This is a genomic window from Streptomyces rectiverticillatus (genome assembly GCF_013394065.1).
In the GTDB taxonomy this organism is placed as follows: domain Bacteria; phylum Actinomycetota; class Actinomycetes; order Streptomycetales; family Streptomycetaceae; genus Streptomyces; species Streptomyces rectiverticillatus.
The window spans coordinates 315874-340261 of sequence record NZ_CP040752.1; the positions used below are offsets into that span (position 1 = coordinate 315874).

General features: G+C 72.4%; 2 protein-coding genes. Both read right to left on the bottom strand.

Going from position 1 to position 24388, the window contains the following annotated elements:
- Positions 1-87: 87 nt before the first annotated feature.
- Entirely contained in the window at positions 88-306 is a 219-nt protein-coding gene (locus tag FGW37_RS01305; protein WP_281394662.1) for an MbtH family protein, read from the bottom strand.
- A complete protein-coding gene (locus FGW37_RS01310; RefSeq protein WP_179079336.1) occupies positions 306-24287 on the bottom strand; it encodes a non-ribosomal peptide synthase/polyketide synthase in 23982 nt (7993 codons plus the stop codon). Before FGW37_RS01310 ends, FGW37_RS01305 begins: the two co-directional genes overlap by 1 nt.
- Positions 24288-24388 lie beyond the last annotated feature (101 nt).

Consider the following 24388-nt stretch of genomic DNA (forward strand, 5'->3'; position numbering starts at 1 on the left):
GTATCAGATCGTTGACCACAATTCTTCCTTCAGCTGGGTCGGTTCGCGAATCGGACGCCGGCCGCACCGGTGCCCGGACGGCCGGGGTCACGACTGCTCGTGCCGCATGGCCTCCACGAGGCTGCGCGGCCGCATGTCGACCCAGTGCTCCTCGATGTACTCCAGGCACGCCTGGTGCGTGTCGGAGGGGTGGGCGACGTCCCATCCCGCCGGTACGTCGATGGCGGCCGGCCACATCGAGTACTGGCCCTCGTCGTTGACCAGGACGGTGAAGGTGCCCTCGGTGTCGTCGAACGGGTTGCTCATCAGTTCTCCTCCTCAGGAGTGGTGGTCCGGTCAGGAGTGGTGGCGCGGTCAGGAGTGGTGGTCCGGCTCGGGATGACGGACCGCAGGTGCGCTTCGAGGATCGGAGCGATCAACGCGAGCGACGGCGGTGTCGTGATCCGACTGTGGCTGGTCGGGATCGGGTGGTAGGTGATCGTCCCGGCGACGATCTCCCGCCAGGACTCCGGGTCGAGCACCCGCTCGGGTTCCTCCGCCGCCCCGAAGATCAGCATGTCCGCGTCGACGCGCTCGGGGCGGTACTTGGCGGCGAGGGAGATATTGCGGTGCAGGATCTCCATCAGCAGGCCGAACTCGTCCTCCTTGATGTTGCCCAGCACCGTGCCCGTGGTCCGGGCCAGCTCGGAGAACTGCGCGAACGTGAGCTTGCGGTCGGGCAGGCCGGAGACGTCGACGCCCAGCACCTCCAGGATGCCCGCGTACACCACGGCGGTGGCCTCGACCACCTGCTGCTGTTCCCGCTCGGTGAGGGGCCGGGCCGGTTCGGAGTCCAGCGCCACGATCAGGCCGACCCGCTGGCCGGCGCGCTCCAGCCGGGCCGCCATCGCCTGGGCGACGACACCGCCGAAGGACTGCCCGAGCAGGTGGTACGGGCCCTCCGGCTGGATCCGCCGCATCTCCGCGATGCAGGCGTCCGCGACCTCCTCCAGGGTCTCCGGCAGCCCGTCCGGGCTGCTCAGACCGGGCGACTGCAAGCCGTACACCGGGAAGTCGGGGCTGAGGTACAGCAGCAGGTCGGCGTAGCCCCAGCAGATCGCCGCGCCCGGGTGCACACAGAAGAGCGGTGGCAGGGTTCCCTGTGTCCGCAGCGGCAGCAGGATGTCGAAGGCGTCGTGCCCGCCGCCCGTGCCGAGCTGCTCGGCCACCTGGGCGACGGTGGGGCCGCCGAAGAAGTTCCGGATGGGCACTTCCACGCCCAGCACTTCGGTGATCCGGGCGATGAGCTTGTTGGCGAGCAGCGAGTGGCCGCCGAGGTCGAAGAAGTTGTCGTCCACGCCGACCTGCGGGAGCCCCAGGACCTCGGCGAACAGCGCGCACAGGATCTCCTCCTGCGGGGTGCGCGGCCCGTGGCCGCCCCTCTCTCCGAACTCCGGTTCCGGCAGCGCCCGCCGGTCGACCTTCCCGCTCGGTGACAGCGGGAAGTCCGGCACCGGCACGATCGCCGTCGGCACCAGGTGCGCGGGCAAGGTCCGGCGCAGGCCCTCCCGTACGGCCGTCAGGTCGAACTCGCCCTCGGCGGGCACCACGTATCCGATGAGTGCGGGCTCGCCCTGCCGGTCCGCCCGGGCCACGACCACCGCCCGGGCCACGTCCGGCCGTTCGGTCAGCGCCGCCTCGACCTCGCCCGGTTCCACGCGGAAGCCCCGGATCTTCACCTGGTCGTCGTAGCGGCCGGCGAATTCGAGCTCGCCCTGGTAGGTCCAGCGGCCCAGGTCCCCGGTGCGGTACATGCGCTCGCCGGGCGGACCGTAGGGGTCGGCGACGAAGCGGCTCGCGGTCAGGTCCGGGCGGTGCAGGTAGCCGCGGCCGATGCCGGGACCGGCGACGTACAGTTCGCCGTCGGTGCCCGGCGGCAGCATCTTCAGCCGCTCGTCGAGCACGTAGACGCGGACCTGCGGGTTCGGTCGTCCGATGGTGACCGGCCCGGCGCCCAGGGGCTCGGTCATGGTGCAGGCGACGGTGGTCTCGGTCTGCCCGTAGACGTTCATCATGCGGCGGCCCTGCGACCACCGTTCCGCGAGGTCGGGGGTGCACTCCTCTCCCCCGACGATGACGCCGCGCAGCCCCGGCAGCCGGGCCGGCGCGTCCGGCGGCATGGACGCCAGGACCGAGGGGACCGTCATGAAGTGCGTGATCCGTGCCGCGTCCAGCTCCCGGGCCAGCGGTTCGCCGGAGGTCAGCTCCGGGTCGGGCAGGACCAGCTCCGCCCCGGCGGCGAACGTCACGAGCAGGTCGAAGACGGAGATGTCGAAGCCGGGCGAGGCCAGCTGCAGCACCCGGTCCCCCTCGGCGAGCTGCCACCGGTCCCGCCAGAACGCGACGGAGCCCGCCAGGCCGCCGTGCGTGACGACCGCGCCCTTCGGCTCCCCGGTGGATCCCGACGTGTGGATGACGTACGCGGGATGCTCCAGCCGTACGGCCGCCGTGCGCTCCCGGTCCGTCAGCTCGGTGTCCGGCAGCCGGCGCCGGGCCGTGACGGTATCCGGGTCGTCGACGTCGACGACCTTCACGCCGGATCCCACCCGCGCGGCGCCGACGCTGTCGGTGATCACCAGCACCGGTGCGGAGCCCCCGATCAGACGCTTCACCCGCTCGTCCGGGCAGGCCGGATCGATCGGCAGGTACGCCGCACCGGACTTGGCGACGGCGACGATGCTCGCGACCTGCCGGGCGCTGCGCGGCAGCAGCACGGCGACGACGTCCTCCGGACCGGCACCGCGCTCGACGAGCGACCGCGCCATGCGGTTCGCCTCGGCGTCCAGCTCGGCGTACGTCCACCGGGTGGTGCCGTCGCCGACCGCGACGGCGGACGGGTGGGCGGCGAACCATGTCCGCAGCAGCTCGGGCAGGGTGCCGGGGGCGGAACCCGGGCGGTCCTGCTCCGGGAGGGAGCGGGACCGGACGGCGTTTCCTGCGGGTTTCACGTCTGTGCCTCCGATCGGCTCATCGGGACTGACGACGATCTCGCGTAGGAGGCGCGCCAGCTCGTCGAGCAGGCTGTCGATGGTGTCCGCGTCGTAGAGGTCGGTGGCGTACTCCGCCGCGATGTTGATGCCGCCGGCGCCGCCGGTCTCGTCGTAGGTCTCCGTGACGTTGACCGTGAGGTCGACCCGGGACACCCCGGACGCCACCAGGCCGGGGTACGGGCTGGCGTTCACGCCCGGCAGCGCGAGGCCGGCGTCGGGGTTGTTCTGCACCGCCAGGTGCACCTGGTACAGGGGGTGGTGGGCGGTGGAGCGCTGCGGGTTGAGCTTCTCCACCACGTGGTCGAACGGGATGTCCTGGTGGGAGTAGGCCGCGAGGCTGGCCTCCCGCACCCGTGCGAGCAGCTCCGTGAAGCTCGGGCGGCCGGAGGTGTCGATCCGCAGGACCAGGGTGTTGACGAAGAACCCGACCAGGTCGTCGAGTGCGGCGTCGGTCCGTCCGGCGATCGGCATGCCGACCGGGATGTCCGTCCCCGCGCCCCGGCGGGTGAGCAGCGCGCCGAACGCCGCCTGGAGGACCATGGACAGCGTCGAGCCGCCGTCCTTGGCCACCGCGAGCAGGTCCTGGTGGAGGGCGGCGTCGAGGTCCGCCGACCTCATCTCGCCGCGATAGGCGGCGATGGCGGGACGCGGGCGGTCGGTGGGCAGGGTGACCACGTCGGGCAGGCCGTCCAGCTGCCGGGTCCAGTACGCCAGCTGCCGGTCCAGCAGCCCGTTCTCGTTGCCCTCGCCGCCGCCGCCGTCGCCGCCGTCGAGCAGCCGCCGCTGCCAGAGGGCGTAGTCCGCGTACTGGACGGGCAGCGGCGGCCACGAGGGGGCCTGTCCTCGGCACCGGTCGCCGTACGCGGTTGCGATGTCCTGGGCCAGGGGCCGCAAGGACCAGCCGTCGGCGGCGATGTGGTGCAGGACCAGCACCAGGACCCATTCGTCGGAGCCGAGAGCGAACAACTCCGCCCGCAACGGAATCTCGCGGGACAGGTCGAAGGGGTAGCGCGCGGCCTCTCCCATCAGATCCTCGACCACGTCCTCCGTCGTCTCGCGCACGGCGAGTGTGACCTCGGCACCGTCGAGAATGCGCTGGTACGGGGTGCCGACGTGCTCGGCGAACACCGTCCGCAACGCCTCGTGCCGGCCCACCACATCGGTGAGCGCAGCCCCCAGCGCCGCCACGTCCAACCGACCGGACAGGCGCAGCGCGAGAGGCGAGTTGTACGTCGCCGACGGGCCTTCCAGCTTGTGCAGGAACCACAACCGCTGCTGCCCGAACGACAACGGCACCAGCTCCGGCCGCACCACCGCCGTCACCGCGGGCCGTACGGCGGTGGTGTCCTCGGTCCGGGCGCGTTCGACCCACTCGGCCAGCTCGGCGACCGACGGCGCCGCGAAGACGACCCGAAGCGGCACCTCGACACCCAGCACGGCACGGATGCGGCTGATCAACCGGGTGGCGAGCAGCGAATGCCCGCCCAGGTCGAAGAAGCCGTCCTCCACCCCGACCCGGGAGATGCCGAGGATCTCGGCGTAGAGCGCGCACAGGATCTCCTCCTGCGGGGTGCGCGGATCACGGCCGCCGGCCGAGTGGATCTCCGGCTCCGGCAGCGCCCGGCGGTCGAGTTTGCCGTTCGGGGTCAGCGGCATCCGCTCGACGGCGGTGATGGTCGCCGGGACCATGTAGTCGGGCAGCAGTTCCTTGAGCGTCGTCCGCAGGCCGGACACCAGCGCACCGGCCGCGCGGGCGACCGCGGGCACGTTCGACGTCGCCGCGACCGGCCGGCCTCGGTAGACGTCCGTCAGCGGTGCGGCGTCGTCGGCACCGGGCAGCAGGACGAACTCGAACCAGCCGCTGCGGCGCGGCGACCAGGTCATCACGACGCCGTGGCCGGCCCGCCGCGCCCAGGAGCGCACTGCCTGCGGATCCATACGGTCCGCGTCGACGGCATCCACGGCGTCCAGGCCGTCGAGGGAGTCCAGCGCGGCCACGCCATCGGCCAGGCGGGCGTTGGGAACGTCGACGACCCGGACCGGCGAACCGGCCATCACTCGCTCGAGGTCGTCCAGGCCGGTGACGTCGCGGCCCCAGACCAGGGCCGGGGTTTCCGCGAGCGAGCGGGCCGGGACGCCCTTGTGCAGGACGACTTCGTACCGGTAGCCGGTGAGCTCGTTGCGGGCCGCGCCTTCCTTCAGCCGTATCTCCGCGCCGGACGCGCCACAGGCGTCGGCAAGGGCGGTGAAGAACTCGGGAGCCAGGAGCAGCTCCTTCTCCGTGACCACCGCCTGTTCGACCGTGGAGCGTCGCGTGCCGGGGGCGCGGTGGTGGTGTACGGCGGCGTGCAGCATGCGCAGCAGCCCGTGGTGGCGCACGTCGCCGAGGACCACCCGGCCGCCGTCGGCCACCAGGTCCCACACCTTCGCCAGGACGTCCCGGAGGTAGCCGGCGGAGGGGAAGTACTGCACCACCGAGTTGATCACGACCGTGTCGAAGTGCCCGGCGGGCAGCCCGGAGAGGTCGTGTGCCGGTTGGCAGCTCAGCCGTACGTGGTCCCAGCCCCGTCCGGTCGCGAAGTGGCGCAGCCGGTCGATCGCGATCGCCGAGAAGTCGGTGCCCCAGTACTCGTCGGCGGTTTCGGCCAGGGGCACGGCCAGCAGCCCGGATCCCACGCCGATCTCCAGGATCCGTCGGGGCCCGAACCGCAGGACCTGGCGTACGGCGGCGTCCCGCCACTCCCGCATCTCGCTCACGGGAATGGGCTCACCGGTGAACGAGCTGTTCCAGCCCACGAAGTCCTCGCCCGGCGTGCTCAGGTCGCCGTAGACGGAGTGGTACACGTCGTGCCACTCGCTGATCTGCGCCTCGGCCGCTTCTGCTACCTCAGCCGCCTCGGCCGGTTCGTCCGAACCGTCGGCGAGGACCACGTAGGCGGCCAGTGACGACGTCTCGCCGTCACCGCGCGCGACCACCGCCGCCTCGCGCACCTCCGGCCGGGCTTCCAGCACCCGCCGGACCTCACCGGGCTCGACGCGGAACCCGCGGACCTTCACCTGCTCGTCGGACCGGCCCAGGTACGCCAGGTCACCGTCCGCGTTCCACCGCACCAGGTCACCGGTCCGGTACATGCGCGCACCCGGCCCGCCGAACGGATCCGCGACGAACCGCGACGCCGTCAGCCCCGCCCGCCCCAGATAACCGCGCGCCAGTCCGGCGCCGCTCACGTACAACTCGCCCGGCACCCCTGCCGGTACCAGCCGCAGCGCCTCGTCCAGCACGTACAGGCGCGTGTTCACGGCAGGGCGGCCGATCGTCACGGGCGGCTCTTCGAGGGGGCCGGTCTGGCTGGCGACGACGGTGCACTCCGTGGGCCCGTACGCGTTGACCATCCGCCGCCCCGGCGCCCATGCCCGGACCAGTTCGGGCGAGCACGCCTCCGCGCCGACGACGAGCGTACGGAAGCCGGTCAGCTCGGTGGGCGCCGAGGGGGGCAGGGTCGCCAGCACCGAAGGCGGGATCAGCGCGTGAGTCACGGTGTGCTCGGCGAGCGCCGTGGCGAGCTCGGCTCCGACCAGGCGCTCGGGTGAGGCGACGACCAGGGCGGCGCCGGCGTCCAGGGCCCACACGAGCTCCAGGACCGACGCGTCGAAGGCGGGCGAGGAGAGCTGGAGGACCCGGCTGCCGGGGCCCGCCGGGCACCGCTCGCGCAGCGTCGCCGCCAGGCTCGCCAGGCCGCGGTGCGTCACCACCACGCCCTTGGGCTCCCCGGTCGACCCGGATGTGTAGATCACATACGCCGGGTGGTCGACGCCGAGCGGGATTCTCCCCTTCGTCGTCGTCTCGGAGGCGGCGTCATCGGCGTTCCAGGTCCAAGCGTCGATGTCTTGTGGCATGACGAGCACGTCGAACTCACCTGCCGGTACCGCCGTTTGTTCGCCGACGACGACTACGCGGGGCCGGGCGTCGCCGACCACGTGGTCGATACGCCGCCGCGGATAGGACGGATCCACCGGCAGGAACGCCGCACCCGTCTTCGTCACACCGAGCACGGTCGCGATCTGGGCCGCTCCGCGCGGCAGAAGCACCCCGACCACGTCGCCCGGGCCCACACCCCGCTCCCGCAACCTCCAGGCGAGCCGATCCGAGGCCGCATCCAGCCGGCCGTACGACCAGCTCCGCGACCCGTCGGCCACAGCCACCGCATCCGGCCGGGCGACGGCCTGCCGCTCCCACAGCCGACCCAGCGTGACCGCCTCGACGGAAGCATCCGCACGCCCCCAGTCCTCGACCAACCGCACCCGCTCATCAGCCCCGAGCAGATCCACCTCACCCAACCGACTACCAGGCGCCGAGACCATCGCCCGCAACAGCCGCACCCACCGACGAGTGAACGCCTCCACCGTCGAGCGCTCGTACAGATCCGTCGCGAACTCCACAACCCCCGTGAGCCCCGCCGGTCCGCCGTCGGTGCCGGTGCGTTCGGTGATGCTCAGCGAGACGTCGAACCGGGAGGTGCCGGTGCCGTGTCCCTCCTGCCGGACCCGCAGGCCCGCGAGGTCGAAGTCGGCCTCGGCGTTGTTCTGGAGGACCAGGGCCACCTGGAACAGTGACTGGTGAGCCGCGGAGCGCTGCGGGTTGAGCGCCTCGACCACCTGCTCGAACGGGACGTCCTGGTTCGCGTACGCCGCCAGGCTGGTCTCCCGCACCCGGGAGAGCAGTTCGGCGAAGGTGGGGTCGCCGGAGGTGTCGGTGCGCAGTACCAGCATGTTGACGAAGAACCCGACCAGATCGTCCAGCCGCTCGTCGGTACGGCCCGCCACGCCGGCGCCGAGCACCACGTCGGTTCCCGCACCGAGCCTGGTGAGCAGGCCGGCCAGCGCCGCCTCCAGGACCATGAACAGCGTCGAGCCGGTCGCCCGGGCCAGCTCCATGAGGTCGCCGTGCAGATCCGCGTCGACAGCGAAGGTGCTGATGCCGCCGGCGTACCCGGCGATCGCGGGGCGCGGGTGGTCGGGGGGCAGGGTGACCTGGTCGGGCAGGTCGGCCAACTGCCGGGTCCAGTACTTCAGTTGACGGCTGAAGGCACTGTCCGGGTCACTGTCGTCACCGATCAGGTCCCGCTGCCAGAGCGTGTAGTCCGCGTACTGCACGGGCAACGGCGCCCACGCCGGGACCCGCCCACGGCACCGGTCGCCGTATGCGGTCGCGATGTCCTGGGCCAGCGGCCGTAGGGACCAGCCGTCGGCGGCGATGTGGTGCAGGACCAGCGCGAGCACCCACTCGTCGGGCCCGAGGTCGAACAGCTCGGCCCGCACCGGGAGCTCGTGGGAGAGGTCGAACGGGTAGCGCGCGGACTCCAGCAGCAGCCCCTCGGCCTCGTCCTCGGCCGTCTCTCGCACCGACAGCTCGACTTCGGTGTCGTCGAGCACCTGCTGGAACGGCACGCCCTCCCGTTCCCCGAACACCGTCCGCAGCGCCTCGTGCCGTCCCACCACATCGGTGAGCGCAGCCCGCAGCGCCGCCACGTCCACCGCACCGGACAACCGCAACACCAACGGCATGTTGTAGGTGGGCGAGGGGCCCTCAAGCTTGTGCAGGAACCACAGGCGCTGCTGGGCGTAGGACAGGGGCAGCACGTCCGGTCGCGGCATCCGGTCCAGGGCGGTACGCGCCCCGGTGGGCCCCTCGTCGAGGCACCGGGCCAGAGCGGCCGGGGTCGGCATGTCGAAGAGCGTCCGCAGCGCCACCTCGGCGCCGAGCGCGGCCCGGATCCTGCTGATCAGCCGGGTCGCGAGGAGGGAGTGGCCGCCGAGGTCGAAGAAGCTGTCCTCCACCCCGGCCCGGGCCACGCCCAGCACGTCGGCGAACAAGGAGCACAGGATCTCCTCCAGCGGCGTACGCGGCGACCGGCTCCCCTCGGCCGCTTCGAACCCGGGCTCCGGCAGGGCGGCCCGGTCGAGCTTCCCGTTGGGTGTCACCGGGAACTCGTCCAGCACCACCACGGCCGCCGGCACCAGGTGGTCGGGCAGCGTACGGCGCAGCTGTTCACGCAGGTGCGGGCCGGAGACCGTCTGCGGATCGGCGAGGGCGAATGCGTAGAGCGTCAGGAAGCCCTGCTGGTCGGGCCTGGCCAGTACGGCGGCCTGGGCGACGCCGTCCTGCCGCTCCAGCGCGGCTTCCACCTCACCCGGCTCCACGCGGAACCCGCGGATCTTCACCTGCTCGTCGGAACGGCCCAGGTATTCGAGCTCGCCGTCCGCGTTCCACCGCACGACATCGCCCGTGCGGTACATCCGTGTTCCGGCGGGGCCGAACGGATCCGCCACGAACCGGGACCCGGTCAGCGCCGGCCGGCCCAAGTAACCCCGGGCGACTCCGAGGCCCGCGATGTACAGCTCGCCCCGCACCCCCGGGGCCACCGGCCGGAGGAAGTCGTCGAGGACGTACGTCCGTGTCCCCGCCAGCGGTGCGCCGATCGGGTGCGACGCACCCGACAAGGGACGGCTGATGGTTGCTGCCACCGTCGTCTCGGTCGGGCCGTAAAGGTTCGTCATGCGACGGCCCGGCGACCATCGCCGCACCAGGTCCGCCGAGCATGCCTCACCCCCGACCACCAGGCTCCGCAGCCCCGCCAGTCCCTCCACCGGCATCGTCGCCAGCACCGACGGCGGGACGAAGGCGTGCGTCACCCCGGAACCCGCGACCACCGACGCCAGCTCCGCGCCCGCCGAGCGCGCCTCCTTCACGATGACCAGGGCCGCCCCCGCACCGATGGCCATCATCAGCTCGAGTACGGAGGCGTCGAAGCTCGGCGAGGCCAGCTGGAGGACGCGGCTGCGGGCGTCGACGTCGGCGCGCTCCACGGCTCCGGCCGCCAGGACGGCCAGGCCCGCGTGCGTGACCACGGTCCCCTTCGGCCGCCCGGTCGAGCCGGACGTGTAGATCACATAGGCGGCGTTCTCCACCCGCGACGGCATGCGGCGATCGCTGTCCACCGCGTCGCGATCCACGCCGTCGGTGTCGCCGACGACGATCGTCTCGACGCCGGAGACCTCATCCCGGCCCGACGCGTCGGTCACCGCCTCCTCGGTCAGCACCACCTTCGGAGCAGCGTCAGCGAGCAGGAACTGCACCCGCTCCGCCGGATAGCCCGGATCCACCGGCAGAAACGCCGCCCCGGCCTTGGCCACTCCCAAGATCGCCGCGACCTGCCACGCCCCACGCGGCAGGAGCACCCCCACCACGTCTTCAGCACCCACACCCCGGTCCAGCAACGACCAGGCGACGGCGTTCGCCCGCGCGCTCAACTCCGCATACGACCAGCTCGACTCCCCGTCGATCACCGCCACCGCATCCGGCGACACCGCGGCGCGACGCTCGAACAAGGCCGACAGCGTCGAGGGCGGCTCCGGCGCCACGCGCGACCAGCGGTCGAGAACCTGCTCGCGCTCGTCCGCACTGAGCAGCTCCACCTGGCCGATGCGCTGCTCCGGGTTCCGCACGACGGCGCGGAGCAGTCGTAGCCAACGCTGGACGAACGCCTCGATCGTGGACCGGTCGTACAGGTCGACGGCGAACTCGACGGCTCCCGTGACACCCGCCGGGCCGTCGGCGTCGCGCTGCTCACCGAGGCTGATGAACAGGTCGACCCGGGACAGGCCGGTGCTCACGCCCTCAAGGCGCGTACGCAGCTCCGGCAGTGCGAAGCCCGCGTCCGGGTGCTCCTGCAGGCCGAGCAGGATCTGGAAGAGGGGTTGGTGGGCGGCCGAACGCTGCGGGTTGAGCTTTTCGACCAGGAACTCGAAGGGGACGTCCTGATGCGAGTACGCGGCCAGGCAGGTCTCACGGACCCGCCCCAGCAGCTCGGCGAACGACGGGTCGCCGGAGACGTCGGTCCGCAGCACCAACGTGTTGACGAAGAACCCGACCAGGTCATCCAGCGCCTCGTCGGTACGGCCCGCTATCGGTGTCCCCACGGGTACGTCCGATCCGGCGCCCGATCGTGACAACAGCGCGGACAGGGCGGCCTGCAGCACCATGAACAGCGTCGCGCCCGAGGAACGGGCCAGGTCCAGCAGGTCCCGGTGCAGGTCCGGGTCCATGGTGAACATCGCCACGTCACCGGCGTAGCTCGCCACCGGCGGGCGGGGCCGGTCCGTCGGCAACGTCACCTGCTCGGGCAGGCCGTCCAGCTGCCGGGTCCAGTACTCCAGCTGCCGGTCCAGCAGCCCGTTCTCGCCGCCCTCGCCATCGTCGTCGAGCAGCCGCCGCTGCCAAAGCGTGTAATCGGCGTACTGCACAGGCAACGGCACCCACGACGGGGCCTGTCCTCGGCACCGATCGCCGTACGCGGTCGCGATGTCCTGGGCCAGCGGCCGCAACGACCAGCCATCCGCAGCGATGTGGTGCAGAACCAGCACCAGCACCCACTCATCGGAGCCCAGAGCGAACAACTCCGCCCGCAACGGAATCTCGCGGGACAGGTCGAACGGGTAACGTGCCGCCGTCTGCATGAGCTCCGCGACGTCGTCCTCGGTCACCTCGCGCACGGTGAGTGCGACCTCGACGCCGTCGAGAATGCGCTGGTAGGGGCTGTCGGCGTGCTCGGCGAACACCGTCCGCAGTGCCTCGTGCCGACCCACCACGTCGGTGAGCGCTGCTCGCAGCGCCGTCACGTCCAGCCGACCCGACAACCGCAGTGCCAACGGCGAGTTGTACGTCGCCGACGGACCTTCCAGCTTGTGCAGGAACCACAACCGCTGCTGCCCGAACGACAACGGCACCAGCTCCGGCCGCACCACCGCCGTCACCGGTGTCTGTGCCGTGCCGGCCCCTGCGGCGAGCACCTCCGCCAGGCCCGCCGGTGTCGGCGCCCCGAAGAGCGCCCGGGGTTGAAGGTCGCAGCGGAACACCCGGCGGATCCGTATGACGAGCCGGGTGGCCAGAAGGGAGTGGCCGCCCAGGTCGAAGAAGCTGTCGTCGATGCCCACCTCCGGCACGCCCAGGACCTCGGCGAAGAGGTCGCAGAGCAGTTCCTGGAGCGGCGTCCGGGGCGCGGACTCGGGTGCGACGTCGTACGCGGGCTCCGGCAGCGCCCTGCGGTCGACCTTGTCGTTCGGGGTCCTCGGCAGGGAGTCCAGGACCAGCACCGCCGCAGGCACCATGTACTCCGGCAGCCGGTCGGCCAGGCGGCCGCGCAGCGCGTCCACGTCGAGGTCCCGTCCCGCGACGGGGACCGCGTAGCCGAGCAGGCGCGTCCCCCGGTCGTCCTGCCGGGCGACGACCGCGGCCTGGGCGACGTCGGGGTGCCGGCGGAGCACGGACTCCACCTCGGCCGGCTCGACCCGGTAGCCCCGGATCTTCACCTGCTCGTCGGACCGGCCGAGGTACTCCAGCTCGCCGTCCGCGTTCCACCGCACCAGGTCACCGGTCCGGTACATGCGCGCACCCGGCCCGCCGAACGGATCCGCGACGAACCGCGACGCCGTCAGCCCCGCCCGCCCCAGATAGCCGCGCGCCAGTCCGGCGCCGGCGACGTACAGCTCGCCCGGCGCCGCCGTCGGCACCGGCCGCAGCGCCTCGTCCAGCACGTACACCCGGGTGTTCAGGACCGGCGCGCCGATCGGTGCCGGGCCCGGACGCAGGGGGTCGCTCAACGACGCGCAGACGGTCGTCTCCGTCGGCCCGTAGGCATTGATCAGCCGCCGGCCGGGAGACCACCGCTCGGTCAGCTCCGGCGGGCACGCCTCACCGGCCACCACCAGCGTGGCGAGGTCGGGCAGGGCCGCCTCGGTGCCCTCGGGCACCGTGTCCAGGACCGTCGGCGGCACGGTGAGATGGGTGATCCGCTGCTCCCGGAGCGCCGTCGCGAGCTCGACGCCGGCCAGCCGGTCCGCGTCGTGGACGACCAGCGCGGCACCCGCGCCGAACGCCATCACCAGCTCCCATACGGCGGCGTCGAAGCCCAGGGCGGCGAATTGCAGCACCCGGGACCGCTCCGTGACGCCGAGCCGCTGCGCCTGGGTGGCCGCCAGGCTCGCCAGGCCGCGGTGCGTCACCACCACGCCCTTGGGCTCCCCGGTCGACCCGGATGTGTAGATCACATACGCCGGGTGGTCGACGCCGAGCGGGAGCATCCCCTGCGTCTCGGAGGCGGCGTCATCGGTGCTCCAGGTCCAAGCGTCGATGTCCTGGGGCATGACGAGCACGTCGAACTCACCTGCCGGTACCGCCGTTTGTTCGCCGACGACGACTACGCGGGGCCGGGCGTCGCCGACCACGTGGTCGATGCGCCGCCGCGGATAGGACGGATCCACCGGCAGGAACGCCGCACCCGTCTTCGTCACACCGAGCACGGTCGCAATCTGGGCCACTCCGCGCGGCAGAAGCACGCCGACCACGTCACCCGGGCCCACACCCCGCTCCCGCAACCTCCAGGCGAGCCGATCCGAGGCCGCATCCAGCCGACCGTACGACCAGCTCCGCGACCCGTCGACCACGGCCACCGCATCCGGCCGGGCAGCGACCTGCCGCTCCCACAACCGGCCCAGCGTGACCGCCTCGACGGAGGCATCCGCACGCCCCCAGCCGTCGACCAACCGCACCCGCTCGTCAGCCCCGAGCAGATCCACCTCACCCAACCGACTACCAGGCGCCGAGACCATCGCCCGCAACATCCGCACCCACCGACGCGTAAACGCCTCCACCGTCGAGCGCTCATACAGATCCGTCGCAAACTCCACAACCCCCGTCAGCCCCGCCGGACCGCCGTCCGGGGCGGAGGCCTCGACGAAATTGACCGATAGGTCGACCCGGGAGACGCCCGTGGCGACGTCCTCGGCGCGCGTGACGAGCCCCGGCAGCGCGACGCCCTGTTCGGCGGTGTTCTGCAGGCCGAGCAGGATCTGTACCAGGGGGTGATGCGAGGTGGAGCGCTGCGGGTTGAGCCGCTCCACCAGGTGCTCGAAGGGCAGGTGCTGGTGGGCGTAGGCGTCCAGGCTCACCTCCCGGACCCGGTCGAGCAGGTCGTCCAGCGTCGGGTCGCCCGAGGTGTCGGTGCGCAGCACCAGCATGTTCACGAACAGCCCGGCCAGGTCGGCCAGGGCGTCGTCGTCGCGACCGGCGATCGGTGATCCCACGGCGATGTCGGTGCCCGCGCCGAGCCGCGTCAGCAGGCCTGCGAGACCCGCCTGGAGGATCATGAAGAGTGTCGTACCGGTGGCGCGCCCCCGGTGGACGAGGGCCGCGTGCAGGTCGGCGTCGATGTCGAAGACCACCGTCTCGCCGCGGTAGCTCGCGACCGTGGGGCGCGGGTGGTCGGGGGGCAGGGTGACCTGGTCGGGCAGGTCGGCCAGCTGCCGGGTCCAGTACTTCAGTTGACGGCTGAAGGCACTGTCCGGGTCACTGTCGTCACCGAGCAAGTCCCGCTGCCGGAGCGTGTAGTCCACGTACTGCACCGGCAGCGGTGCCCACGCGGGCGGCTCTCCCGCCCGCCGCCGGGTGTACGCGGCCGTGAGGTCGGACATGAGGATCTGGAGCGACCAGCCGTCGGCGGCGATGTGGTGCAGGACCAGCACCAGCACCCACTCGTCGGACCCGAGAGCGAAGAGCTCGGCCTGCAGCGGTATCTCGCGGGACAGATCGAAGGGATGGCGCGCGGCCTCCGCCATCAGCGCCGCGACCTCGCCCTCGGCCGCCTCACGTACCGGCAGACCGACCTCGACGCCGTCGAGCACCTGCTGGAACGGCACGCCGGCCCGTTCCCCGAACACCGTCCGCAGCGCCTCGTGCCGACCCACCACATCGGTGAGCGCAGCCCGCAGCGCCGCTACGTCCAGCGCACCGGACAGGCGCAGCGCGAGAGGCGAGTTGTACGTCGCCGACGGACCTTCCAGCTTGTGCAGGAACCACAACCGCTGCTGTCCGAACGACAACGGCACGGTCTCCGGTCGCACCACCGCCGTCACCGGTGTCGCGGCCCGGGTGTCCCCTGACAGATGCTCGGCGAGCAGTCGTGCTGTGGGCGCGTTGAAGATCGTCCTCATCGGGACGTCCATGTCCAGTACGGCCCGGATCCGCGCGCCCAGCCGGGTCGCGAGGAGGGAGTGGCCGCCGAGGTCGAAGAAACTGTCCTCGACACCGACCCGGGGCACGCCCAGCACGTCGGCGAACAAGGAGCACAGGATCTCCTCCAGCGGCGTACGCGGCGAGCGACCACTGCCCACCGCATCGAAGGTCGGATCGGGCAGAGCGGCCCGGTCGAGCTTCCCGTTCGGATTCACCGGGAACTCGTCCAGCACCACCACGGCCGCCGGCACCAGGTGGTCAGGCAGCGTACGGCGCAGCTGCTCGCGCAAGCGAGTGCCGGAGACCGTCTGCGCGTCGGCACGGACATAGCCGTAGAGGGTCAGGAAGCCCTGCTGATCGGGCCTGGCCAGTACGGCGGCCTGGGCGACGCCGTCCTGCCGCTCCAGCGCGGCTTCCACCTCACCCGGCTCCACCCGGAACCCACGGATCTTCACCTGCTGGTCCGACCGCCCGAGGTATTCCAGCTCGCCCTCGGCGTTCCACCGCACCAGGTCACCGGTCCGGTACATCCGTGTTCCGGCGGGGCCGAACGGGTCCGCCACGAACCGGGAGCCGGTCAGCGCCGGCCGGCCCAGATAGCCTCGCGCGACACCCGGGCCCGCTATGTACAGCTCACCGCGCGCGCCGGGGGCCACCGGACGCAAGAACTCGTCCAGCACGTACGTCCGTGTCCCCGCCAGCGGTGCGCCGATCGGGTACGACGCACCCGACAGGGGACGGCTGATCGTCGCCGCCACCGTCGTCTCCGTCGGCCCGTACAGGTTCGTCATGCGACGGCCCGGCGACCATCGCCGCACCAGGTCCGCCGAGCATGCCTCACCCCCGACCACCAGGCTCCTCAGCCCCGCCAGTCCCTCCACCGGAACCGTCGCCAGCACCGACGGCGGGACGAAGGCATGGGTCACCCCGGAACCCGCGACCAGCTCCGCCAGCTCCGCGCCCGCCGAACGGCCGGGTCCCGGCATCACGAGGGTGGCTCCCGCCGTGAAGGCGCCGAGGACCTCGGCGATCGACACGTCGAAGCTCGGTGAAGTCAGCTGGAGGACACGGCTGCCGGCGTCGACGCCGGCGCGCTCCACGACCCCGGCCGCCAGCGCGGCCAGGCCCGCGTGCGTGACCACGGTCCCCTTCGGCCGCCCGGTCGATCCGGACGTGTAGATCACATACGCGGCGTTCTCCACCCGGTGGTCACTATCGACCGGATCGCGATCCACGCCGTCGGTGTCGCCGACGACGATCGTCTCGACGCCGGAGACCGCATCCCGGCCCGACGCATCGGTCAGCACCACCTCCGGAGCCGCGTCAGCGAGCAGGAACTGCACCCGCTCCGCCGGATAGCCCGGATCGACCGGCAGGAACGCCGCCCCGGCCTTCGCCACCCCCAGCACCGCCGCAACCTGCCACGCTCCACGCGGCAGGAGCACCCCCACCACGTCCTCCACGCCCACACCCCGGCCCAGCAACGACCAGGCCACGGCGTTCGCCCGCGCGTTCAGCTCCGCATACGACCAGCTGACCTCGCCGTCCACCACCGCCACCGCATCCGGCGACACCGCGACACGCTCCTCGAACAACGCCGACAGCGTGCGCTCGGGAACGGTCGTCGCGTCGGCCCCGGACAGCGTCGTGACGTGCGCGCGCTCGCCCTCCGACAGGAACTCGACGTCGTGGAGGCGCTGTCCCGGTGCTGCGGCCACCAAGCCCAGCAGCCGCAGCCAGCGGGAGGCGAACGACCCGACCGTACCGGCGTCGTAGAGATCGGTGGCGTACTCGATCGCTCCCCGGATCCCGCTCGGGGTGCCGTCGGCGTCGAACGTCTCGGTGACGTTGATCGTCAGGTCGAGACGGGCGACACCGGTGGACGGTTCCTCGGTGCGCACCCGTAGGCCCGGCAGCTCGAAGCTCGCGTCGGCGTTGTTCTGGACCACCAGGAGGATCTGGAAGAGGGGTTGGTGGGCGGCCGAACGCTGCGGGTTGAGCTTCTCGACCAGGAACTCGAAGGGAACGTCCTGATGCGAGTACGCGGCCAGGCAGGTCTCACGGACCCGCCCCAGCAACTCGGCGAACGACGGATCACCCGACACGTCCGTCCGCAGCACCAACGTGTTGACGAAGAACCCGACCAGGTCATCCAGCGCCTCATCGGTACGGCCGGCCACGGGCGTCCCTACCGGAACATCCGTCCCCGCACCCGAGCGCGACAGCAACGCCGCCAGACCCGCCTGCAGCACCATGAACAGCGTCGCACCCGACGACCGCGCCAGCTCCAGCAGATCCCGGTGCAGGTCCGGGTCCACCGTGAACATCGCCACGTCACCGGCGTAGCTCGCCACCGCCGGCCGGGGCCGGTCCGTCGGCAACGTCACCTGCTCGGGCAGGCCGTCCAGCTGCCGGGTCCAGTACTCCAGCTGCCGGTCCAGCAGCCCGCCCCCGCCGCCCTCCCCGCCCTCGCCGCCCTCGCCGAGCAGCCGCCGCTGCCAGAGCGTGTAATCGGCGTACTGCACAGGCAACGGCACCCACGACGGGGCCAGCCCGCGGCACCGATCGCCGTACGCGGTCGCGATGTCCTGGGCCAGGGGCCGCAACGACCAGCCATCCGCAGCGATGTGGTGCAGAACCAGCACCAGCACCCACTCGTCGGACCCCAGAGCGAACAACTCCGCCCGCAACGGAATCTCACGGGCGAGGTCGAACCGGTAGCGCGCCGCCTCCTGCACCAACCCGGCGACCTCGTCCTCGGCCGCCTCACGCGCCGCAAGCTCGACCTGGACCCCGTCGAGCACCTGCTGGAACGGCACACCGTCCCGCTCCCCGAGTACCGTCCGCAGGGCCTCGTGCCGACCCACCACGTCGGTGAGCGCTGCTCGCAGCGCCGTCACGTCCAACCGGCCCGACAACCGCAGTGCCAACGGCGAGTTGTATGTCGCCGACGGCCCTTCGAGCCGGTGCAAGAACCACAACCGCTGCTGCGCGAACGACAACGGCACGGTCTCCGGTCGCGCCACCGCCGTAACGGGGGGCCGGACGGTGTCGTCGGTCCGGGCGTGCTCGACCCACGCGGCCAGCTCGGCGACCGACGGCGCCGCGAAGACGGCCCGAAGCGGCACTTCGACGTCGAGCACCGTGCGGATGCGGCTGATCAGCCGCGTCGCGAGGAGTGAATGCCCGCCGAGGTCGAAGAAGCCGTCCTCCACGCCGACCCGCGACATCCCGAGGATCTCGGCGTAGAGCGCACACAGGATCTCCTCCTGCGGTGTCCGGGGGGCACGGCCGCCGGACGAGAGGACTTCGGGCTCCGGCAGCGCCCGGCGGTCGAGCTTGCCGTTCGGGGTCACCGGCATCCGCTCGATGGCCGTGATGGTCGCCGGGACCATGTAGTCGGGCAGCAGATCCTTGAGCGTCGTCCGCAGACCCGACACCAGCTCCCCGGCCGCCCGGGCCACCGCCGGCACGTTCGACGTCACCGCAACCGGCCGGTCATCGTCGTCCCGGTAGACGCCCGTCAACGGCACGGCGTCATCGGTACCGGGCAGCACGACGAACTCGAACCAGCCACCGTGACGCGGCGACCAGGTCAGCACGGCACGACGCCCCGCACGCCGCGCCCAGGACCGCACCGCCTGCGGATCCACGCACACCACGTCCGCGTCCGCGTTCGCGTCCGCCTCATCCAGGTCGCCGTCAAGGCCACCCAGCACGGCCACGCCACCGGCCAGGCGGGCGTTGGGGACGTCGACGACCCGGACCGGCGAACCGGCCATGTCGTCGGCGCCCACCACACGTTCGAGGTCGTCCAGAGCACTCACGTCGCGGCCCCACACCACCACCGGCGCGTCCGCGACCGACTGCGCCGGCCCCTTGTGCAGGACCACCTCGTACCGGTACCCGGTGAGCTCGTTGTGGGCCGTGCCGTCCTTCAGCCGCACCTCCACACCCGACGCGCCGCAGGCGTCGGCGAAGGCGGTGAAGAACTCGGGTGCCAGGAGCAGCTCCTTCTCCGTGACCACCGCCTGTTCCACCGCGGACCGCATGGCGTCGGCGCTCATGCCGCGGTCCCGGTGCCGCTGCACGGCAGCGTGCTGCATCCGCAGCAGCCCGTGGTGGCGCACGTCCCCGAGCACCACCCGGCCGCCGTCGGCGACCACGCCCCACACCCCTGCCAGGACGTCGCGCAGGTATTCCACGGAGGGGAAGTACTGCATCACCGAATTGATCACGACGGTGTCGAAATGGTTCACGGGCAGTCCGGACAGGTCATGCGCCGGCTGACAGCTCAGCCGCACGTGATCCCACTCCCGCTCGGCCACGTAATGACGCAACCGGTCGATCGCCGTCGCCGAGAAGTCGGTGCCCCGGTATTCGCCGACCGTCTCGGCCAGCGGCACGGCCAGCAGCCCGGAACCGGAACCGATCTCGAGAACCCGGCAGGGCGCGAACCGCAGAATCTGCCGCACCGCGGAATCCCGCCATTCCCGCATCTCCTCCACGGGAAGGGGATCACCGGTGAACGAGCTGTTCCAGCCGACGAAATCCTCGCCCGGAACGCCCAGCTCGCTGTACACCGAGTGATAGATGTCCTGCCATTCGCCCATCTGGACCTCGGCGGCCACGTCCGTACCGCCCGCCAGGACCACGTAGGCCGCCAGCGACGCCGCCTCGTCCCCGCGGCGCACGACCACTGCCGCTTCCCGTACCGCCGGCTGGGCTTCCAGCACGCGCCGTACCTCATCGGGCTCCACGCGGAACCCGCGGATCTTCACCTGCTCGTCGGACCGGCCCAGGTACTCCAGTTCGCCCTCGGTGTTCCACCGCACCACGTCGCCGGTGCGGTACATCCGCGCGCCGGGCTCGGCGAAGGGGTCGGCCACGAACCGCGACGCCGTGAGCCCCGGCAGCCCCAGATACCCTCGGGCCACTCCCGTGCCGCCCACGTACAACTCGCCCGGCACCCCTGCAGGAACCAGCCGCAGCGCCTCGTCGAGCACGTACAGACGCGTGTTCACCACGGGACGGCCGATCGGCGCCCGGGGTCCGGTCAGGTCGGAGGTGTGCGAGGCGACGACGGTGCACTCCGTCGGCCCGTACGCGTTGACCATCCGCCGCCCCGGCAGCCACAGCGCCACCAGCTCGGGCGAGCACGCCTCGGCGCCCACGCTCAGGGTGTGGAAGTCGGGCAGGCGTCCGGCCGTCTCCGGGGCCAGGGTACTCAGCGCGGACGGCGGGATGTGGGCGTGGGTGATGCGGTACCCGGCGAGCGCGGCGGCCAGTTCGTCCCCGGCCAGCCGGTGCTGGTCGGCGATGACGAGCCGTCCGCCCGCGCCGAAGGCCCAGACGGTTTCCAGCACCGAGGCGTCCACGCCGGGCGAGGACAGCTGGAGGATCCTGCTGCCGGGGTCCGCCGGGCACCGCTCCTGCAGTGTCGCCGCCAGGCCCGCCAGACCGCGGTGCGTCACCACCACGCCCTTGGGCACGCCCGTCGACCCCGACGTGTAGATCACATACGCCGGATGGTCCACGGAGAGCGGGCGTTCCCGGTCCGCGTCGGTCGGGTCGGCATCGGCGTCAGCGCCATCGTCGGTGTCGGTGCCGTGCTCATAGGTCGTCGGGTCGTCCGCCGAGCCGAGGAGTACGACGCGGGACGCCAGGGTGGCGGGGAGCGCGTCGACCGTTTCGGGGGCCGCGAACACGATCCGGGGTGCGGAGTTCTCGACGACGTGCCGGATGCGCCGGGCGGGGAAGACGGGGTCGATGGGGACGTATGCGGCGCCTGCCTTGAGGACGCCCAGCACGGTCGCGACCTGGTCGGCCGAGCGGGGCAGCACCACGCCCACCAGGTCTTCCGGGCCGATGCCCGCACCGATGAGCCGGCGGGCCACGCGGTTGGCCCTCCGGTTGACCTCGGCGTAGGTCCGGCTGCCCCGCTCGTCGGTGACCGCGATCGCCTCCGGGGCGGCGGCCGCCCGCTCCTCGAAGATCCGGGCGAAGGTCGTGGGCGGGGCGTCCTGCTCGTACCGGCCCCGGTCGACGAGGGTCTCCCGGTCGGCGGCGGTGGTGATCTCCAGGTCGGCGACGGGCCGTTCGGGGTCCTCGATCACCTGGCGCAGCAGTTGCGTCCAGCGGGCGACGACGGATCGTACGGTGGCCGCGTCGTAGAGGTCCGTGGCGTACTCGACGGTGCCGGTGATGCCGGCGGGGCGTCCGTCGGGCTCGGTCCGTTCGGTGACGCTGAACGACAGGTCGAAGCGGGCGGTGCCGGTCGGCACCACTTCGGAGCGGACCGCGAGCCCGGGCAGGTCGAACCGGGCGTCGGCGTTGTTCTGGAGGACCAGCGCGACCTGGAACAGCGACTGGTGGCCCGCCGAGCGCTGCGGGTTGAGCGTCTCGACGACGTGCTCGAAGGGGACGTCCTGGCGGCCGTAGCCGTCCAGGTTCGTCTCCCGGACGCGGCGCAGCAGTTCCGAGAAGCGGGGGTTGCCGGAGGTGTCGGTGCGCAGCACCAGCATGTTCACGAAGAGCCCGACCAGTTCGTCGAGCGCCGGTTCGCTCCGGCCGGCCACGCCCGCCCCGATCGGGATGTCGGTGCCGGCTCCGAGGCGGGTGAGCAGCGCGGCGAGGGCCGACTGCAGCACCATGTACGCGGTCGCTCCGCTGCGGCGGGCGAGGGCGAGGATGCCTGCGTGCAGGTCGGCGTCCAGGCGGATGCCGACGACGTCGCCGCGGTGGGTCGCCACGGCGGGCCGGGGCCGGTCGCCGGGGACCGTGGCCAGGTCGGGCAGGCCGTCCAGCCGGCGGCGCCAGTAGGCCAGTTGGTTCGTGAGGGGGCTGTCCGGGTCGTCCTCGGTGCCGAGGAACTTCCGCTGCCACAGGGCGAAGTCGGTGTATTGCACCGGCAGCGGCGTCCATTCCGGTGCGGTGCCCAGGCGGCGTGCGGAGTAGGCCGTGACCAGGTCGCGGGCCAGCGGTGCGCCCGACCATCCGTCGCCGGCGATGTGGTGGATGACGAGCATCAGTGCCGCGTCGTCCGGTGCGAGGGTGAGCAGGCGGGCGCGGACGGGGATGTCATGCGCCAGGTCGAACTCCCGGCCGGCCAGCTCGCGGAGAACATCGTCCAGCTCCGCCGGCTCCACCTCGCGGACGGGGACGTCGATGCGGGCCTCGGCCGGGTCCAGGACGCGCTGGTAGGGCTGTCCGTCGTGTTCGGGGAAGACCGTTCGCAGCGGCTCGTGGCGGCGGACCACGTCGTTCACGGCGTGCGCCAGCGCGGGGACGTCGAGCGGGCCCTTCATCCGCAGGGCGAAGGCCATGTTGTACGTCGCCGAGGGCCCCTCGAGCTTGTGGACGAACCACAGCCGCTGCTGGGCGAACGACAGCGGCACCCGGGCGGGCCGGGGTGCCGGGGTCAGCTCCGGGCGGGTCGTGCCGGTGGCGGAGCCGTCCAGTCGGGCGGCGAGCAGTGCCGGTGTCGCGGCGCCGAAGAAGGTGCCGAGGTCGACGTCGATTCCCAGGGCCGCGCGGATCCGTCCGGTCAGGCGGGTGGCCAGCAGGGAGTGGCCGCCGACGTCGAAGAAGTTGTCCTCGAAGCCGACCTGGGGGACCTCCAGGACCTCGGCGAACAGGGTGCGGAGGACGTCCTCCAGGGGGGTGCGGGCGGCGCGCTCCGGGCCGGTGGGGAGGAAGCCGGGTTCGGGCAGGGCGTCGTAATCGATCTTGCCGTTCGGGGTCAGGGGCAGGCTGCCGAGCGGGACGACGAGGGCGGGTACGAGGTATCCGGGGAGGCTGGTCCGCAGCTGGGCCCGCAGCGCCGACGGGTCGAGCGTGCCGCCCGCGACCGGGACCACGTACGCCACCAGCCGGCGTTCGCCGCGGGGGTCGGTGCGTACGGCGACCGCCGCCCGGGCAACGTCGGGCCGCCGGTGGAGCACCTCGGCCAGCTCGCCTGGTTCGACGCGGGCGCCCCGGATCTTGACCTGGTCGTCGGTGCGGTGCAGGAACTCGAACTGGCCGTCCTCGCCCAGCCGGGCGACGTCTCCGGTGCGGTACATCCGGGAGCCGGGCGGGCCGTAGGGGTCGGCGACGAAACGGGCCCCGGTGAGCGCAGGGCGCCCCAGGTAGCCGCGGGCCAGGTTGGCGCCGGCGATGTACAGCTCGCCGGGGGTGCCGGTGGGGACGGGCGCCAGGCGGTCGTCGAGCAGGTGGACGCGGGTGTTGGCGATGGGGGTGCCGACGGGCGCGGACGGTCCGGTCAGCGGTGCGCTGAGGGTGGCGGCCACCGTGGACTCGGTGGCGCCGTAGCCGTTGACGAGGCGGCGGCCCGCCGACCAGCGCGTCACCAGGTCGGGCGAGGAGGTCTCACCGCCGATGTGCACCGTGGTGAGCTCGGGCAGCCGGGTCTCCGCGCCGGCCGGCAGGGTGGCGAGCACCGACACCGGGACGGTGGCGTGGGTGACGCGCTGGTCGCGCAGGACCCGCAGCAGGTCGTCCCCGGCGAGTTGGCCGGGGCCGGGGAGCACGAGGGTGCCGCCGGTGGCGACGGCGGTCAGCAGTTCCCAGATGGCGACGTCGAAGCCGAGAGAGGCGAGCTGGAGGACCCGGGGCCGGGTGCCGGGGCCGTACTCCCGGCGGATGGCCGCCGCCAGGTTCACCGTGCTGCTGTGGGCGACCGCGACGCCCTTCGGGGTGCCGGTGGAGCCCGACGTGTAGATCACGTACGCGAGGTGGCCGGGGTCGAGGGGCGCGGTGCGCTCGCCGTCGGCGGGGTCGCGGTCCGGCAGGCCGGCGCCGAACGCGGCCGGGTCCAGGACGGGACCGGCGAAGCCCGGAACAGCGGTGCCGGCCAGCACCAGGTCGGGGGCGGCGTCCGAGAGCAGATAGCCGATGCGTTCGGCCGGCAGCACGGGGTCCAGGGGCAGGTACGCGGCACCGGCCTTGAGGACGCCCAGAAGGACGGCGACCTGTTCCGGGCTCCGGGGTACGGCGACGCCCACCAGCTGCTCCGGCCCGATCCCGCGCTCGATGAGGCCCCGGGCGACCTGGTTGGACCGCGCGTTGAGCCGCCCGTACGACCAGGTGGTCGTGCCCTCGGTGAGGGCGGGCGAAGCGGGGGCGGCCGCAACGGTCGCCTCGAACAGCTCCGGAACGGTCCTCGGCGAGGCCGGCAGTGCGTTCACGTGAACTCCAGCGGTGCTCGGGCTTCCAGCGGGCAGAGTCGAGCCGCGGCGCGTCGGGGGACCGGCCGCTGCAGGGAAGGTGTTCCGGTAGGGAAGGTGTT

Excerpts from the sequence above, each read along its gene's own strand:
- FGW37_RS01305 (WP_281394662.1), bottom strand. The coding sequence starts at position 306 with ATGAGCAACCCGTTCGACGACACCGAGGGCACCTTCACCGTCCTGGTC.